A 15,558-nucleotide genomic window follows, 5' to 3' on the forward strand; every position below is an offset into this window, starting at 1 on the left:
ATGTTCATCGTCGGAGGCCAGACACACGGGCGCTCGGTCAGGCCGACCCGGCGCACCAGTGCGCCGCGCAAACGTGGCGACGACACCCGGGCGAAGATCATCGACGAGACGGTGCGCTGCATCCAGGAGGAAGGCTTCGCCGCCGCCACCGCCAAGCACGTGGCCGAACGTGCCGGTGTCACCTGGGGCGTCATCCAATACCACTTCGGTGATCGCAACGGCCTGCTGATGGCCGTCGTGGACGACGGGGTGGACCGGCTGATCGAAAGCCTGTCGTCGGCCGACGTCAGCGAGCTGCCGCCACAACAGCGCATCGAGGTCGTCATCGACACCGCGTGGAGTTGCTACAGCAGTCCGACGTCGATGGCCGCGTTCGAGATCCTGCGAGCCACTCGCGGCAGCCTCGGTGATTCCTCGCGGCGCCACCTGCTCGAGATGAACTCCGCGATCGCCCAGCTCGGTCGGCTGATCACCACGGATCCGGCGAATGCGGGTGTGGCCGAGGTGATTTGGGCCACGCTACGGGGTGTGGTGCTGGCCCAGATGGTCACCGGGACGACCATCGATTGGAGCCTGGAGCGACGGGCCCTGATCGACATGGTCACCCGTGTGCTGCAATGACGGGATCGGGCCGCCCACCTGTCCGCGACACTTAAACCACGCACACGACACGCCGCGCCGGCTCGCAATGGTTTAAGTCTCGGCGACGCAACCGGTCCGCAGGAGGATGCCCGCGACCCGTGTGCTGCAATGACGGGATGACCCTCGACGATCTGGCCGACATCGAAGCCATCAAGCAAGTCAAATACCGGTATCTGCGCGCACTGGACACCAAGCACTGGGACGACTTCACCGACACCCTGGCCGACGACATCAAGGCAGACTACGGGCCGTCGATCGGCAACGAGTTGCACTTCACCAACCGCGCCGACTTGGTCGAGTACATGCGGACCTCGCTGCCCGCGAACGTCCTCACCGAGCACCGGGTGACCCATCCCGAGATCATCGTGGACGGCGACTCCGCAACGGGCAGTTGGTATCTGCAGGACAAGGTCATCGTCGCCGATTTGGACTTCATGCTGATCGGTGCGGCCTTCTACCGCGACACCTACCGGCGGACCGAGAACGGTTGGAAGATCAGCGGAACCGGTTACGACCGAACCTACGACGCCACAATGTCGTTGAAGGGCATGGACTTCAACGTCAAGCCCGGTCGCGCCATCAACAGCGCCGGCTGAGCACTACTTGGTGATCGCGATGACTGCGCCGGGCCGCAGCCATTTCATGATCGACACCAGCTGAGCATCGTCGACCGCCACGCAACCCTCGGTCGGCTGGCCGTCGGTGGTGTGGAAGAAGAAGGCGGCGCCACCACCCGGCGTCTTGTTCTTGTTGACGCCCATCACGACCGCGTGCTTGTACTGCGGGATCTGCAGGTTCTCACTCTCGGACGTGTTGAACTGGCACTGCGCCTTCGGACACACCTGCATCGAGTTGAACGTCGGGCTGTGGTCGTCGCCGCTCCACCAGTAGTTGGGTCCGGCGACCTGGGTGTACGGCAGTCCGGTACCGGGATTCGGCGCGGTGCCGAATGCGGCGTCAAGGCTGTAGACGCCCATCGGCGTGGCCGGAACGCCGCTCTTGGCCTGCGGCGCCATGCCCGCCGACCCGACGTGCGTCGGGATGCCGGACCGCAGCGACTGCCAGCCCGCCGCGGTGCGCTGGAATATCTCCATCGTCGCGTTCGAACCGCCGGTGCTGACAACCGAAACCACCTGTGTGGCATTGCCAACCGAGTTCGCAAACCACGGAACGGCGCCCGGGGTGCCGGCCGGGGCGGCACCTGCCGTCGGCGCGAGCACGAGCGAAATCCACAGGGCGCACAGCGAAGCGAGCAGTCGGCGCATGCACTCCATCGTCCGGCGACGCCAAGCTCGGGGTCAAGTCAAGCTTTGGCCCCGGTTGGGTCACAGCCTCGTGATCAACGAAAAGCCCACCACGGCAGTGGTTTAGGACGAAACACCGCCAGGCACAGCAGAACGTAGAGGTATCCGAGCGCCCAGCCGGCCAGGACGTCGGACGGGTAATGCACGTTCAAGGCGACCCGGGAGATCCCGACCACCAACAGAATGATCGCGCTCACCGTCATCGCGATACGCCCCATCGTCGCGTTCATCATCGGCACGACGAAGGCCAGCAGCGCGAGCACCGACGCCATCGTCTCCAGCGCGTGCCCGGAGGGAAACGACGTCTGCGCGATGGGCACCAGCATGGTCGACGGCCGCGGACGATCGGCCAGGCCCTTGGCCGCCTGCGTCACCAACCCGTTCAGCAGCCCGCAGGCGAACAGCACCAGCGCCGCGCGCACGTTGCGCCGCAGCAGCGCGACCACCGTCGCCACCGTGCCCACCAGCCGCAGCGGGACCGGCCCCAGCACATTCGTCACGACTTCCCAGAACCGCAGCCACATCGGATGCTTGACCGCGACGTCGTGTGAGGCGTTCAGCAACGACCAATCCAGCCCATGCAGCCAGCCCCAATTCTGGCGGTACCCCACCCACATCAGCGCATAGACCGCGACGGCCACCAGCGCGGCATAGGCGGCCATGGACGGCCGTGGGCGAGTCACCCCTAAGCGATACCAGGCTCACCACGCGGATCGGTGGACCCCACTCGGTTCCGCGTCATACTGGCTTCATGGCGGTCATCGTCCGCAGATTGCTCGGCATCGGAAAGCTACCCGACGACCTGCATGCCCAGGTCGAAGCCGAAGGGGTGCTCTACCTCGCCGACTACGTCGCGGTGACCAGGCGGTTCAGCGGCGTCATCCCCGGTGTGCGGTTGCCGCACAGCGTCGCCTACTACACGGGCTCGCTCGTGCTCACCAGGGAACGAGTGCTCGCGACGCTGTCGATGCTGCCGAAGCTGGCCGGCGTGACCGTCGACGTCCGCTGGGATGCACCGCCCACCGGCGCGGCCCGAGTGGAGATCTCGTCGACGGGCCTGGAGGTCAACGTCGACGTCGCGCAGGTCGACGACAAGTTCAGCGGCGAACTGTCGCTGGTCTACAAGGCCGAGATCCCGCCGGATGTGCTCAGCGGGTTGCCGGCACGTACGTTGACGTTCGACATGACGCCAGACTGCGTCGTGCGCGCGGTCGGCGTCACCTACAGTCCGTGAGCGGGCCCTCTCACAGCCTGAACATCTCGCGGGACATCGCCGCGTCCTCGACGAAACGTTCGCGCCGGTGGTAGTGGGGTTGGGCAGGCCGCTCCCTGCGCCGCGGTGAAATGACCACGGCGCAGCCGGCGATCACGGTCTCGGCTATCCGGCGCGCGAATTTTCGAGCGCTGAAGGTGCGTGCCGATCCCCCGCCCGGCAATCGCCACGCCACAGGCTCGTTGCCCGCGGGATGGCTGGCCCCGACCGCGAGGTCAGTCACCGGAGGACTCCGCGAACGCGACGTCGCGCCCAGCCAGGCGTTGCTCGGCGTAGTCACGCCCCTTGTCGCGGTCACGCAACACGGCGCCCGCGATGTCCGCAAGACGGACCACCCGTCCGCCGGCGCCCCAGTTGCCGTCGGGAATCTCGTTGCCAATGACCCAGATTCGTAATGGGTCCTGGTCGTAGCGCCCCTCTTCGGCCGCCAGGATGGCGTTGGTGATGTCGGCGACGACGCTCGCGGTGCGCGCATCGTCCAGCTGGCCTTGGGGCACCGAGGCGATCACCTTGTAGTGCGGGGCCGAGGGTGTCTCACCGGCGTGCAGCATCGCCGCGGGCCGATGCAGCCACACCTTGGCGAGCGACCGCGCAACCGGATCGGATGGGTCGGCCCCCTCGTGTTCGATCAGAATCTCGGCGAGCTGGCGCAGCAAGTCTTTTTCGGCATCTGCCGGCAAGGCCTGGTCGGGAATGTAGACGTCGAGCATGGGCATAACGGTCTGCCTTCCGATCGGGGCGGCGGGCCTGAACCGCTCTGAGTTGTGTAATACAACGCAGCCTAGAAAGGCTGGGTTGCAATGTCAAACTCTGATAGGGTCTGAATATGTCCGACATGCGTGAGCACTATGTCGCCGACAATTGCTCGATCAAGCGGGCACTCGACGTCGTCGGCGAAAAGTGGACCCTGCTGGTGATGCGTGAAGCGTTCTACGGTGCCCGCCGATTCGATCAGTTCCAGGCCCGCATCGGATGTGCGCGCAACATCCTCAGCGATCGCCTGCTGACCCTGACCGAGGCCGGGATACTCCGGCGGGTCCCTTACCGCGAACCCGGACAACGCGAGCGACACGAATACCGGCTCACCGACAAGGGATTGGACCTCATCACCGCCGTCATCGCCCTGATGCAATGGGGAGACCGCTGGGAAGCCGACGAGGACGGACCGCCGGTCAAGGTCTTGCACGACGATTGCGGCCACCCCGTCGAAGCAATCCTGCACTGCCCCCACGACGGCACGCTGCTGACCGCCCGAGACCTGCACGCCGTGCCCGGACCCGGTGCCCGCCTTGCAGCCGGCGCGTAGAGGTACGAATTACGGTTTCAACCAATGCTTTCCGACGAAAGCTAGGTGATCGACCAGAATTCGAGCAGGGTGCGCAACGTCGCGACAAGCGGCAGCGGTTGGTCGAGCATGGGATGGTGACCCGCCTCGGCCAGCTGCACGAACGGGCCCCTGAGTTGGAAGAGCGACCGCAGCAGCTCGCCCATGGCAGCGGACACCAATCCAGCTTCGCAGCTCAGATAGCCTATGCGGCAGCGCATTTGGGCAATCATGGTCTCCAGCGACTCTTCGTCGTCGGGTTCTGGCTCGAGCAATTCACCATCGAAGATGGTCGGGTCGAATTTCCAAACCCACTTTTTTCCGGCCTTGCGGACCGATTCGGCGGCGATGTGCTTGGCGACGTAGGGCAGCACCAGCTCCTGCCGGGGCACCGCTGTGAAATGCGACAGGATTTCGTCTCGTGATCCATACTCGGTGCGCTTGCGGTTGCGCAGCCTTGCCGCTTCGGGCGCACGGTCTCGCAACGGCGAGTCGATCACCACGACGCTGTTGATCTCGTCGCCACGATTGATCGCCGCGGTCGCCGCCACCCAACCACCCATGCTGTGGCCGACGATGGTCGGCCGGCCCGAGGCCCCGGCGGCCGGCAGGATCGCCATCACTTCCCGCGCCCAGGTTTCCAGGTCGTAGCTGGCGCGGGTGTCGCTGTCGCCGTGTCCGGACAGATCCGGTGCGATCACGCGATGGGTGTGGGAAAAGAACGGGGCGATGTGGTCCCACCAGCCGGAGTGCGCGGCGCCACCGTGGACGAACACCACGGGCGGTTGGTCCGGGTCACCCCAGGCGCGCACGTGTATTCGGCAGCCGTCGACCTCGGCATCGCAATGGTCCGGCTTTTGCGCGAGTGCGGCCGTGAACCACGACGGCTCGGCCGGGGTCAGGCGAGAACGGGAAAACAAGTCCGGATCCTTCCCGTTCGCGATGAAAAGTCAGCCCAATCGACGTCTCACATTAGCGGCAACTCTTGGCAACAATTACTACGCTATGTAGTATTCGACTATTACCCGCCGTCCCCAGGGAGGTGCGCGGTGAAGTGGAGTTTCGCGCAGATCGCTCTGCTGATCATTTGTGCGCTGCACGTCATTGAGTCCGTGATCGGATTCATTCTCGAACCCAGCTTCGCGACCGGTCCCGGCGCGCCGACCGTGCAGCTGCTCGGCATGGACTACAACGGGTGGCACGCCGTGGCCGGACTGGCCCTCTTCGCGCCCGGCTTCGTGTTCGCCCGACGAAAATCGTGGGCGGTGCTGTATCTGATCCTCGCCGCGATCGGCGGTGCGCTGCCGGGCATCTGGGCCTTCTTCTCGCACCAGGTCGCCGTCGTTTTCACCTTCCCCAACAACACCACCGACGCCGTGGTCCACCTGGTCACCGGGGCGGTGATGGCCGCGGCCGCGGCCGTGCAGATCCACATCGACGGTGGCCTCAAAAACTCGCTGGCCGATCTGCACGCGAACCATCGGTCCGCGGGGCGTTGATCTCGTCGGCGGTCGGCGCTACCGGTTCTCGGTGATCGTCATCAGGGGCCACGGCGGCTGCCGGAGCACCGCGAGGCTGCCGATGACCGCCGCTAGCAGACCGGTGAGCACTCCGAGCAGCGCGACGCGACTGGCGTCGACGGCGGGCACCCAGGTGCCCTTGCCCGCGTGGATGACGAAGACGCCGAGGGGCTTTTCGACCCGGATCACGGTGGTACCGTCGCTGGTCTCGAAGGGCTCGCCGTAGACACGGCCGGCGCTGCCGTCGGTGGGCAGTTGTTCGAGCACGTCCGAATACTTCACTGCACGCTCCCTTGCTGTTGTGGGACTGCGCGATACATTGACGCTAATGCCATTCTCCCCCGGTGAGTACTCCGATGGCGCTGTGAGCGAACATGCGTTCAGCTCGCAAGACCGTCGCGTCGTCTACCGGGTGATCGCCGAACGACGCGACATGCGCCGGTTCGTGCCCGGCAGCGTGGTGCCCGAGGAGGTGCTGGCCCGCCTGTTGCAGGCCGCGCACGCCGCCCCCAGCGTCGGGCTGATGCAACCGTGGCGGTTCATCCGGATCACCGATGACGCGGTGCGCCGCAGCATCCACGCCCTCGTCGACGAGGAACGCCCGCGCACCGCCGAAGCGCTGGGACCGCGCGGCGCGGAGTTTCTGCGGCTGAAGGTCGAGGGCATCCTCGAATGCGCCGAACTCCTGGTGGTGGCGCTGGCGGACAATCGCGACGTCCACATTTTCGGCCGGCGCACGCTGCCGCAGATGGATCTGGCATCGGTGTCCTGCGCGATCCAGAACCTGTGGCTGGCCGCTCGGGCCGAAGGTCTGGGGGTCGGCTGGGTTTCGCTGTTCGATCCGCAACCCCTGGCCGAGCTGCTGGCAATGCCGGCCGGTGCCGAGCCGGTGGCCATCCTGTGCGTCGGACCGGTGCCCGAATTCCCCGACCGGCCGGCCCTCGAGCTCGACGGCTGGACGCGGGCACGACCGCTGTCGGAGTTCGTCTCCGAAAACCGATGGTCTCAGCCGCCGGACGCCCGGCCCGGCCGGCCCGCGTAATCCCACTCGGTGTGAGTCATACGCGCACCATGCGCCGAACGTGCTCTCATGGCGACAAAATGGCCGAAAACCCGCCCTGAGAGCACGTTCGGCGATGGACTGGGTGGCACACCCAGATTCATCGCACGTCGCTGCGGGTATCGTCGCCGGTCGCAAGGCAAGGTGTAAAGGTGACGGAGATGACCGGCGACAACGTACTGATCGTGCACTGGCACGACCTGGGGCGCTATCTCGGCGCCTACGGTCACTCGGACGTCACCAGCCCGCGATTGGACCGGCTCGCCGCCGAGAGCATCCTGTTCACCCGGGCCCATGCCACCGCACCGCTGTGCACGCCGTCGCGGGGCTCGTTGTTCACCGGTCGCTATCCGCAGAGCAACGGACTGGTCGGCCTGGCCCACCACGGCTGGGAATACCGCGCCGGCGTCCAGACCCTGCCCCAGATCCTGTCCGAATCGGGCTGGCATTCGGTGCTTTTCGGTATGCAGCACGAGACGTCCTACCCGAAACGTCTGGGCTTCGACGAATTCGACGTGTCCAACTCCTACTGCGACTACGTGGTGGACAGAGTCCAGGATTGGCTGCGCACCGACGCCGCGGCGCGGGGCGACCAACCGTTCCTGCTGACGGCCGGATTCTTCGAGACCCACCGCCCCTATCCGCGAGACCGCTACGAGCCGGCCGACAGCGCGGCCGTCGATCCGCCCGACTACCTGCCCGACACCCCGGAGGTGCGCGGCGATCTGGCCGACTTCTACGGCGCCATCAGCACGGCCGACGCCGCGGTGGGCCGGATGCTGGACACGCTGGCCGAGACGGGCCTGGACGCCAGCACCTGGGTGGTGTTCTTCACCGATCACGGCCCCGCCTTCCCTCGGGCGAAATCCACGTTGTACGACGCCGGAACCGGCATCGCCCTGCTCATCCGCCCGCCGGCCAGCCGCGCCGCAACACCTCAGGTCTACGACGAGCTGTTCAGCGGCGTCGACCTGGTGCCGACACTGCTGGAGCTGCTGGGCCTCGACGTGCCCGCCGAGATCGAGGGCGTCTCGCACGCGCACGCCCTGCTCGCCCCGGACACACCGGCCGACCCGGTGCGTGAGCAGGTGTACACGATGAAGACCTATCACGACTCGTTCGATCCGATTCGGGCAATCCGCACAAAGGAATACAGCTACATCGAGAACTACGTGCCACGCCCGCTACTAGACCTGCCCTGGGACATCGAAGAGAGCCCCTCGGGTTTGGCGGTTGCGCCGTTCGTGAAATCGCCACGCCCGGAGCGCGAACTCTACGATCTGCGAACCGATCCCACCGAGACCACCAACCTGCTGGCCGACGGCGATTCGGGCATGGACGCGGTTGCCGCGGATTTAGCTGTCCGCCTTAATGATTGGCGCCAGCGTACCGGCGACGTCATCCCGTCGGACTTCGCCGGCACCCGCATCGCGATGCGCTATACCGAGACGTACCTGCAGATCCATCACACGACACCGACAAGCCGGTCGGCGATCGCCGCCGACCGCGGCGTCGAGGAGTAGGCAGCGCTATCCGCCGTCGGCGCCGCCGACCTCGGCGACGATGAACACCCGCCGGAACGGGAAGATTGTCGTACCGTCGGCACGGGGCGGGTAGGCGTCGTCGAGCAGCGGGATGAGTTCTTCACGGAACTGTTCCCAGCCCGCGTCGTCGAGCCGCTCACGCACCGGGACCAGCGCGGTGCCGGTAATCCATTCCAGCACTGGGTGTTCCCCGGTCAGCTGGTGTAGATACGTCGTCTCCCAGGCATCGACCCGGCAGCCCGCATCCATCAACAAATTGGCGTAGTACGCCGGCGGCTGGACCACCGCGCCGACGCGGAAAGGTATGTCCTTCAGCATCTTTGCGTAGTGTTCGCGGCGTGCCACGGCCCGCACCGCGGCATGTGACGGAGTTTCGAAGTTACCCGGAATCTGGACCGCGATCCACGATCGGGACGGCAGCTCGCCCGCCCACCGGACCAGCAGGTCGGCATGCTCGGGAACCCAATGCAGGGCGGCGTTGCTGACCACCACGTCGGTGTCGGGTTTCGGCTTCCACTCCCGCAAGTCGCTGACCGAGGCATCGATCCCGCGTTCCCGGGCGGCGGCCACCATCTCCGGCGAGGTGTCCATCGCCTCGATTGCCGAGCCGGGCCAGCGCTTCTCCAAGTACTTCGTCAAGTTGCCGGGTCCGCAGCCCAGGTCGACCACCCGGCGCGCCCGCTCGGCCCCCACTCTCGAGAGCAAGTCGTAAAACGGACGGCTGCGATGGTCTGCAAATGCCAGGTAGACGTCTGGATCCCACATGTCGGTCCTCCTGATCAACACCGCGGCTGGTCGGCCACATAGACAAAACCGTATTACCGCATCGTGCACCCGCGCCGCCCGAGTGGCCCCGGAATCCGCGCGGAACCCGTCAAATGCCCAGAATCCGCCGTCGGGCGCGTTAGCATCGGCATTCGTGGGGAGCGACACAGATCCGATCGATCCGCCCCTTCCGGTTCCCGACATTCCCGGTGCCGATGTGCCGCCCGGAGCCGACGGATTGCCCCCGCTTTCGGCCTTGTCGACGCACGAACGCGGGGTGGTCGCGGCGTCGGCCGCCGGCGACATCGCATTGCGCACCTGGGTCTCGTCGCTGCTGGCCGCGACGGCCGCACCGGTCGTGGTTGCCACCTCGTTGCGCCACACCAAATCCGGTAGCGAACGCAGCAACCTGAACTTCTACGCCGAGCTGGCCGCCGAGCACGACCCGGTCAAGTCGTTTCCGGCACCCACCGAACTGCCCCGGGTGTCGTCGCGGCCCGCAGGTCCGCTCGCGAGATGGATCGCCCGCGGCACCGTCGAGAACATCTCGTTTCCCAGCAGCTTCACGGCGATCAACCCCGCGATGCGCGAACGGTGGAATGCGTGGGGGTCCAACAACACCGCGCGCGCCCAGCATTGGCGCCACGACGACGGGCCGCGTCCCACGCTGTGCGTGATCCACGGCTTCATGGGGTCGTCGTATCTGGCGAACGGCCGCTTCTTCTCGATGCCGTGGTATTACCGGTCCGGCTATGACGTGTTGCTGTTCACGTTGCCGTTCCACGGCCAGCGCGCCGAAAAGTACTCGCCGTTCAGTGGTTTCGGCTATTTCGCCGGCGGGCTGAGCGGGTTCGCCGAATCGATGGCCCAGGCCGTGCACGACTTCCGGTCCGTCATCGACTATTTACGTCACACCGGCGTCGATCGTATTGCGCTGACCGGCATTTCGCTGGGCGGCTACACTTCCGCACTGGTGGCCTCCGTCGACGACAGGTTGGAGGCCGTCATCCCCAATTGCCCGGTCGTCACACCGGCGACGATGTTCGACCAGTGGTTCCCGGCCAACAAACTGGTCGGCCTGGGCCTTGGGCTGTGCAGCATCAACCGCGACGAACTAGACGCCGGGCTCGCCTACCACTGCCCCCTGAACTATCAGCCGCAGATTCCCAAAGACCGGCGGATGATCATCACCGGTCTCGCCGACCGGATGGCTCCCCCGGGCCAGGCCGTGATGCTCTGGGAGCATTGGGATCACTGTGCGCTGCACTGGTTTCCGGGCAGTCACGTGCTACACGTGAGCCAGCTGGACTATCTGCGCCGGATGACCGGCTTCCTGCACCGTTTTATGCTGGACTAGCCGCCTCGGTGCGCGCAGCGCGGTGCGCGCCCGTGATCGGCGTCGGCCAGTCGAGGCCGCCCAGCAGGCCGGCGGGCGGGGCGGTGTGGCCGTCAAGTCGCTGCGTGGACAACAGGTCCAGCGCCGCCAGCGCCGGCGCTTGGTTGCCGCGCTGCGGGATCAGGCCGTCCACCGGTGGCGCGCCTTCGGGCATCGCGTCGGTCTGGAAGGCGCACGCGGCCGCGACCGTGTTCTGGTCACCTGAGCGCGCGCCGGCGATCTCGAGCGCGGTGCACGTCTCGCGAGCCCCATGCGACCGGATGGCCTCCAACGTCGCGGGCAAGCCCGCATCGACCACGATCTGGTATGCGGCAACGAAATCCGAGGTGCCGCGCTGCACCGCACGCCAGCTCTCGCGGGCGTTGGCCGTCACCCACCGTGGCACGTCATCCGGCGCGACAGGGTTGGCCTCCCAACCGATCTCGCGCAGGTGGTCGGCAAGTCGCCGGGCGGCAACCTCGGCGGTCTCGTACAGCGGGATGCGCGACGAACGGGCCTGCAGTGCCGGCAGGTTGTCGGCGGCCGACACCGTGATGCCGATCCACGTCTCGCGTCGCGAGGCGTCGGATGCGTTGTCGCGGCTGGTGATACGGACCTTGTCAGCGCGGATGCCGTAGCGGTCCAAGTACCGGGCGATCAGCTCCAGGGGAAGCACCGCGCCGTCGGCGCTGGACGGGCCGATCCGCACCAGCGCGGTTGTCGCTGCCGCAACGGCGGATTGGATGTCGGACTCGTCGGTCTGGTTGGAACGACGGCTCATGATGGCCAGCCGGCGCCCCAGAATCGTGGTGAAGTGCAGTCCACGCCACCAACCGAACAACACGATCACCGCTACGGCGGCAATGCCGAGCAGCCAGTAGTCGCGCGTCGTGTGCCAGGGGTAGGCCAGCGCCGCGGGCACTATCGCCAGTGCCGCCAACGTGATTCGGGCGCTCCCCGGAATCGGGATCAAGCTCACGAGGTCGTCTCCTTCCGTCGGCGCGCGGCGGTGATCGCGGCCGCGGCGGCAACCGCCGCGACAATCAACGCCAGCGCGGCGGTCCCGGCGAACGCGACGGTCCGCGGGGTGTTGTCTTTCGGCGCCGGTGCCGGAGGCACGGCGACCGGCTTCACCGGCGTTCCGGCCGGCCCGGTGCTCGCGGGCAGTTCCCAGGTCAGGGCCGCCAGCGGGTCCACACTTCCGGTGCCGACGAGGTTCGACGGCGCCCGGGCGCCGTTATGCGCGGTCGCGGTGATCCGGTGCATCACCTCGGAGGCGGACAGGGTGGGGTACTTGCTGCGGACCAGCGCCGCGACGCCCGCCACGTAGCCGGCCGCGTAACTGGTGCCGCTGAGCGCGCTCAGCTGCTGATGCTCGTCGGGCAGGCCGTTGGCCAGGCCGCCGCCGTCGCGATTGCTCACCGACACGATCTTTTCGCCCGGGGCCGCGATACCGACCCACGGCCCGGACATGGTGAATTTCGACGGCTGGCCCTCCGCCGTCAGGGAGGCCGCCGACAGCACGTACGGCTGCCAGTACGACGGAATGGAGACCGAAGTGACGCCGGCCCAGTTGCGCGCGTCGTCGGGGCGGCTCAGATCGGTGAGCGGGTTGGCCTCGCAAGACATTCCGCCGCCGAACGATCCGGAAGACCCGGTGTTTCCGGCGGCCGCCACGATCACCGCGTCCTTGTCCACCGCCGCGAAGCGGATCGCCGCACCGAGCGCGGCCTGGTCGACAGGCCGATCGGCGGCCATGCAGGTGACCTCCGAGATGTCGATCACCCGGGCGCCGAGGTCGGCCGCGTGCACGATCGCCCGGGCCAGCGTCGCGACCTCGAGAGACACCCGCGCCACCATCGGATCGCCGCCCGGTGAGCGCGGCGAGAACTTGCCGGACGCCGTCCGGATCGCCAGCACCCGGGCCGCGGGCGCGACCCCCGAGAAGCCGTCCTCGGCGGACGGCTGGCCGGCGACGATTCCGGCGACCAGTGTGCCGTGCCCGTCGCAGTCGGTCAGGCCGTCGGTCGTCTCCACGAAATCGCCGCCGGGATCGACATTGGGCAGCCGGGGCCCCGGCCGCACACCGGTGTCCAGCACCGCCACCAGCTGACCCTCGCCGCGGGAAAACTGCCATGCCGCGGGAAGATTCAGCATTGCCTGACTGGGCGACACGGCGGCGGGATCGCTGCCGCCGATGACGCCCGAGGCGGCGCAGGGTCCGCGCTGCTCCATCGGCTGCACCGGTCCGGCAGTCCCGCTAGGCGGTTGCACGCCCGGGTCGACCACTGGCTGGCTGATCGCCGATGCCTGCGGACAGCCCCACGGCACAATGGCCTGCGAGAAGACCAACGCCGCTGTGAGGCAGGCGAATCCGGCACGAATCATCGATTGAGCACCCAGGCGAAGAGGCCGACCAGGTAGGCGATGACGGGGATCAGCGAAGCGTCCAGGCCGGTCGCGACGAAGCCCAGCAGGCGGCGCACCGGCAGCGAATAGGTCTCCGGTGAGGCGATGCTCGGGTTGAGCGCCACCACCGCCCATGCCAGCACCAGCGCGACGAGCACCGCCGCCGCGATCAGTGCGGCGAGGAAACGTCCGGTCGACGCGTAGAGCACCAGCAGGACACCGGCGACCAGGAACGGCTGAGCCAGCAGCCAGGCCTTGCACGCGGCCGAATCCCACACGCGGGCACGCAGGACGGAGGTCGCCGCGGTGGCGGCCAGTACGTACCAGCCCCAGCCGCTCAACGACTCGGGCCGCAGCGCGATCGCCACCGATCCCAGGACACTGAGCAGCACCGCGCCGGCGATGAAGCCGCTCTGGTGGGCATCACCGATACGCACCCGCCGCGGCAGGTCCTCGAGCACCCGAAGCGCGGGCGCCGACGGGGTCGGGTCGCCCGGTGCCGGAATGACCGGCAACGGGAACCGCGCCCACAGGGCGGAAAGCTGCGCCGCCTCGATGGTCACCAGTAGCGCCACCACGATCAGTCCGGCTCCGATGGTCAATATCGGTAGTTGCCAAAGCAATTCGGCGACCGCGGCCAACAACACCCCGGCGCCGACCACCGCGGTCGCGGTGAAGAAACCGGCGATGCGCTCACGCTCGGTGGTCGGCACCATCAGGACGATCAGCGACCACGCGGTCACACCGGCGGTGGCCAGCACCAGCTGTGCGGCCCCGAACTTCCCGGGCACCGCCAACGCCAGGGCGGCACCGATGGGCACCAGCGCCGACGCGGACAGCGCCATCCCGGTGCGTTCCGAACGCAGCGTGACGAACAAACCGGCGATCGCGGTCACCGCCGCGATCACACTGACCGCGACGAGTCCGGCCAGGCCGCCGGTGGCCACGCGGTAGGTCACTCCCAGGCCCGTCGCCAGGAAAGCCACCAGGATCGCGGCGAGCAGCGCCCCGCGCTGGATCTGCGCAATGCCCCATGGCTTGCCCCGCGATGTCGAGAAGATCATCGCGGCGTCGGCGATGTCCTCGACGATGCCGGGCGCGGACGGCCCTAACGGAACAGGCTGCAGCGCAAGCAGATCCCCGTCGACGACGCCGACGGTGTCCAGGCTGGCGTCCAGACTGAACGGCGCTCCCCCGATGGGGGCCAGGCTCAGCTGGGAAACCGCGCCGTCAGGGTCACCGCCGTCGCCGTTCTGGGCCGTCGGGACCACCAATCGCTGTACCGCGGGCAGGACTTCGCGCAGCGGCAGCTCGGCGGGCAGGGCAACTTCTGTCAGCCTGCTGTGCGCGAGGATGGCCACGCGAACGATTGGCATGACGGCGCCGGACGTCACCGGACCCTCGAATTGGCCTGCGGCCGTTCCTGGAACATCGTGCTCTCTCTCTATCTGGTTGTGATTTACGCGTATTGGATGGACAAATCTCGGGACAGCCGCTGATTGGGGAACCAGTGGCCATCGGGCAGGCACCCGGTCAAGTGCTCGACCGCGACCGCTATGGCGAACGGGGTTCCCGAACTGAACGTCGAGACCCATTCGCCGTCGAACGCGCGGGACGGACTGACCAGGATCCGGCCCGAGGTCGTATCGACGATGCTCATTCCGACTTCGGTGGTGGCGTGCTGCCCGTCGCGTTGGCAGCCGGCGACGATCTCGACGTAGGTACGCGGACCGGTGAATACCGATTCCACCACCGCGCGCGCTGATTTTGGAATGCCCAGGTAGTCAAGGACTTCGGTCAGCGGCGCACCGGAGCGCAGACGCTCGTCGGCGCGGGCCCCAACCCGTGTCGGCATGCTGAACTCGGCGAACTGCGCCGGCGGCCGCTGGCCCAGCCCCACACCGAGGACCGGAACCAGCGCGCGGGCATCGTCGATGTTCATGGCGGTAAAGGTGACCAGCTGCGCGCTGCGTAGCGCGACGACGGTCTTCGAAGACTTGCCGGTGGTGCCGGGGCGCCGCGCGACCACACCGCGCAGCAACTCGCCGGCATCGCCGGCTGCGCCGGAGCCCACGTAGCGCAAATCAAGCCATTGCTCGGGAAAACACACCAACTTGATCCAGTCGGCGACCGCCGGGTTCACGACGCCGTCTGGCGACATCAGACCCATCCGGGTCAACTCGTCCTTCTGCTCTCGGAAGAACGCATCGCGTTGCGCGGCATCGCGATACGGCGTCGTGATCGCCAAAACCCACGGGAAGCTGCCCGCTCCAATGGTTTCGGCGATGAACCACGCGTTTTCGACCGTCAGCTCGACGGCATTGGGCTCGACACTCATCGAG

At 67.3% G+C, this 15,558-nt stretch carries 19 protein-coding genes; 8 read left to right on the plus strand and 11 right to left on the minus strand.

Annotation, left to right across the window (positions count from 1 at the left end; genetic code table 11):
- Both G6N55_RS14815 and G6N55_RS14820 read left to right on the plus strand, forming a co-directional pair.
- Entirely contained in the window at window positions 1–621 is a 621-nt protein-coding gene (locus G6N55_RS14815) for a TetR/AcrR family transcriptional regulator (RefSeq protein WP_085222575.1), read from the plus strand.
- 137 nt (window positions 622–758) lie between these two features.
- Complete coding sequence (locus tag G6N55_RS14820; RefSeq protein WP_179968069.1) at window positions 759–1,238, plus strand: nuclear transport factor 2 family protein; 480 nt, start codon at window positions 759–761, stop codon at window positions 1,236–1,238.
- 3 nt (window positions 1,239–1,241) lie between these two features.
- On the opposite strand, the gene G6N55_RS14825 is transcribed toward G6N55_RS14820, so the two are convergent.
- The gene (locus G6N55_RS14825; RefSeq protein WP_085222573.1) at window positions 1,242–1,907 is read right to left on the minus strand and encodes a L,D-transpeptidase family protein; all 666 of its coding nucleotides are present in this window, start codon (window positions 1,905–1,907) and stop codon (window positions 1,242–1,244) included.
- A gap of 74 nt (window positions 1,908–1,981) precedes the next feature.
- Complete coding sequence (locus G6N55_RS14830) at window positions 1,982–2,629, minus strand: phosphatase PAP2 family protein (RefSeq protein WP_085222572.1); 648 nt, start codon at window positions 2,627–2,629, stop codon at window positions 1,982–1,984.
- A 68-nt stretch (window positions 2,630–2,697) separates the two neighbouring features.
- Here G6N55_RS14830 and G6N55_RS14835 point away from each other — a divergent pair, with 68 nt between their 5' ends.
- A complete protein-coding gene (locus G6N55_RS14835; protein ID WP_085222571.1) occupies window positions 2,698–3,180 on the plus strand; it encodes a hypothetical protein in 483 nt (160 codons plus the stop codon).
- 10 nt (window positions 3,181–3,190) lie between these two features.
- Here G6N55_RS14835 and G6N55_RS14840 read toward each other — a convergent pair whose 3' ends face one another.
- Both G6N55_RS14840 and G6N55_RS14845 read right to left on the minus strand, forming a co-directional pair.
- A complete protein-coding gene (locus G6N55_RS14840) occupies window positions 3,191–3,442 on the minus strand; it encodes a hypothetical protein (protein ID WP_085222570.1) in 252 nt (83 codons plus the stop codon).
- Window positions 3,435–3,935 carry a tautomerase family protein gene (locus G6N55_RS14845; protein WP_085222569.1) on the minus strand — a complete coding sequence of 167 codons (501 nt, stop codon included), beginning with the start codon at window positions 3,933–3,935 and terminating at the stop codon, window positions 3,435–3,437. The genes G6N55_RS14840 and G6N55_RS14845 overlap by 8 nt, the downstream gene beginning before the upstream one ends.
- A 110-nt stretch (window positions 3,936–4,045) precedes the next feature.
- On the opposite strand from G6N55_RS14845, the gene G6N55_RS14850 reads away from it, so the two are divergent.
- On the plus strand, window positions 4,046–4,525 hold the full coding sequence (locus G6N55_RS14850) for a winged helix-turn-helix transcriptional regulator (protein WP_085222568.1): 480 nt from the start codon (window positions 4,046–4,048) through the stop codon (window positions 4,523–4,525).
- A gap of 41 nt (window positions 4,526–4,566) precedes the next feature.
- Here G6N55_RS14850 and G6N55_RS14855 read toward each other — a convergent pair whose 3' ends face one another.
- Window positions 4,567–5,463, minus strand: coding sequence for an alpha/beta fold hydrolase (locus tag G6N55_RS14855; RefSeq protein ID WP_085222567.1), 897 nt, complete (start codon window positions 5,461–5,463; stop codon window positions 4,567–4,569).
- Between the two features lie 129 nt (window positions 5,464–5,592).
- On the opposite strand from G6N55_RS14855, the gene G6N55_RS14860 reads away from it, so the two are divergent.
- On the plus strand, window positions 5,593–6,042 hold the full coding sequence (locus tag G6N55_RS14860; RefSeq protein WP_085222566.1) for a DUF4383 domain-containing protein: 450 nt from the start codon (window positions 5,593–5,595) through the stop codon (window positions 6,040–6,042).
- Between the two features lie 18 nt (window positions 6,043–6,060).
- Here G6N55_RS14860 and G6N55_RS14865 read toward each other — a convergent pair whose 3' ends face one another.
- Window positions 6,061–6,345, minus strand: a complete 285-nt coding sequence (locus G6N55_RS14865; protein ID WP_085222565.1) for a hypothetical protein — start codon at window positions 6,343–6,345, stop codon at window positions 6,061–6,063.
- A gap of 46 nt (window positions 6,346–6,391) precedes the next feature.
- Between G6N55_RS14865 and bluB the strand changes: the two genes are divergently transcribed.
- Together bluB and G6N55_RS14875 are read left to right on the plus strand one after the other, a co-directional pair.
- Window positions 6,392–7,105 carry a 5,6-dimethylbenzimidazole synthase gene (gene bluB / locus G6N55_RS14870; protein ID WP_085222564.1) on the plus strand — a complete coding sequence of 238 codons (714 nt, stop codon included), beginning with the start codon at window positions 6,392–6,394 and terminating at the stop codon, window positions 7,103–7,105.
- A 179-nt stretch (window positions 7,106–7,284) separates the two neighbouring features.
- Window positions 7,285–8,646 carry a sulfatase family protein gene (locus G6N55_RS14875; RefSeq protein ID WP_139826899.1) on the plus strand — a complete coding sequence of 454 codons (1,362 nt, stop codon included), beginning with the start codon at window positions 7,285–7,287 and terminating at the stop codon, window positions 8,644–8,646.
- A 6-nt stretch (window positions 8,647–8,652) separates the two neighbouring features.
- On the opposite strand, the gene G6N55_RS14880 is transcribed toward G6N55_RS14875, so the two are convergent.
- Window positions 8,653–9,432 (minus strand): trans-aconitate 2-methyltransferase, encoded by a 780-nt coding sequence (locus G6N55_RS14880; RefSeq protein ID WP_085222562.1) that lies wholly within the window; start codon window positions 9,430–9,432, stop codon window positions 8,653–8,655.
- Window positions 9,433–9,586: 154 nt separating this feature from the next.
- On the opposite strand from G6N55_RS14880, the gene G6N55_RS14885 reads away from it, so the two are divergent.
- Entirely contained in the window at window positions 9,587–10,789 is a 1,203-nt protein-coding gene (locus tag G6N55_RS14885) for an alpha/beta hydrolase family protein (RefSeq protein WP_232078757.1), read from the plus strand.
- On the opposite strand, the gene eccE is transcribed toward G6N55_RS14885, so the two are convergent.
- The 4 genes from eccE to G6N55_RS14905 form a co-directional block, all read right to left on the minus strand.
- Window positions 10,776–11,786 (minus strand): type VII secretion protein EccE, encoded by a 1,011-nt coding sequence (gene eccE, locus G6N55_RS14890; protein WP_085222560.1) that lies wholly within the window; start codon window positions 11,784–11,786, stop codon window positions 10,776–10,778. The genes G6N55_RS14885 and eccE overlap by 14 nt on opposite strands.
- On the minus strand, window positions 11,783–13,195 hold the full coding sequence (gene mycP / locus G6N55_RS14895) for a type VII secretion-associated serine protease mycosin (protein WP_085222559.1): 1,413 nt from the start codon (window positions 13,193–13,195) through the stop codon (window positions 11,783–11,785). The genes eccE and mycP overlap by 4 nt, the downstream gene beginning before the upstream one ends.
- Window positions 13,192–14,592, minus strand: coding sequence for a type VII secretion integral membrane protein EccD (gene eccD, locus G6N55_RS14900; RefSeq protein ID WP_139826866.1), 1,401 nt, complete (start codon window positions 14,590–14,592; stop codon window positions 13,192–13,194). Before eccD ends, mycP begins: the two co-directional genes overlap by 4 nt.
- A gap of 83 nt (window positions 14,593–14,675) precedes the next feature.
- The gene (locus G6N55_RS14905) at window positions 14,676–15,554 is read right to left on the minus strand and encodes an ESX secretion-associated protein EspG (RefSeq protein ID WP_085222557.1); all 879 of its coding nucleotides are present in this window, start codon (window positions 15,552–15,554) and stop codon (window positions 14,676–14,678) included.
- Window positions 15,555–15,558: the final 4 nt, after the last annotated feature.

Origin of the sequence: Mycobacterium florentinum, from assembly GCF_010730355.1 — a bacterium.
Classification (GTDB): domain Bacteria; phylum Actinomycetota; class Actinomycetes; order Mycobacteriales; family Mycobacteriaceae; genus Mycobacterium; species Mycobacterium florentinum.

Excerpts from the sequence above, each read along its gene's own strand:
- G6N55_RS14825 (WP_085222573.1), bottom strand. The coding sequence starts at position 1,907 with ATGCGCCGACTGCTCGCTTCGCTGTGCGCCCTGTGGATTTCGCTCGTG.
- mycP (WP_085222559.1), bottom strand. The coding sequence starts at position 13,195 with ATGATTCGTGCCGGATTCGCCTGCCTCACAGCGGCGTTGGTCTTCTCG.
- G6N55_RS14845 (WP_085222569.1), bottom strand. The coding sequence starts at position 3,935 with ATGCCCATGCTCGACGTCTACATTCCCGACCAGGCCTTGCCGGCAGAT.
- G6N55_RS14815 (WP_085222575.1), top strand. The coding sequence starts at position 1 with ATGTTCATCGTCGGAGGCCAGACACACGGGCGCTCGGTCAGGCCGACC.
- eccD (WP_139826866.1), bottom strand. The coding sequence starts at position 14,592 with ATGCCAATCGTTCGCGTGGCCATCCTCGCGCACAGCAGGCTGACAGAA.
- bluB (WP_085222564.1), top strand. The coding sequence starts at position 6,392 with ATGCCATTCTCCCCCGGTGAGTACTCCGATGGCGCTGTGAGCGAACAT.
- G6N55_RS14835 (WP_085222571.1), top strand. The coding sequence starts at position 2,698 with ATGGCGGTCATCGTCCGCAGATTGCTCGGCATCGGAAAGCTACCCGAC.
- G6N55_RS14880 (WP_085222562.1), bottom strand. The coding sequence starts at position 9,432 with ATGTGGGATCCAGACGTCTACCTGGCATTTGCAGACCATCGCAGCCGT.
- G6N55_RS14905 (WP_085222557.1), bottom strand. The coding sequence starts at position 15,554 with ATGAGTGTCGAGCCCAATGCCGTCGAGCTGACGGTCGAAAACGCGTGG.
- G6N55_RS14875 (WP_139826899.1), top strand. The coding sequence starts at position 7,285 with ATGACCGGCGACAACGTACTGATCGTGCACTGGCACGACCTGGGGCGC.
- G6N55_RS14850 (WP_085222568.1), top strand. The coding sequence starts at position 4,046 with ATGTCCGACATGCGTGAGCACTATGTCGCCGACAATTGCTCGATCAAG.
- G6N55_RS14820 (WP_179968069.1), top strand. The coding sequence starts at position 759 with ATGACCCTCGACGATCTGGCCGACATCGAAGCCATCAAGCAAGTCAAA.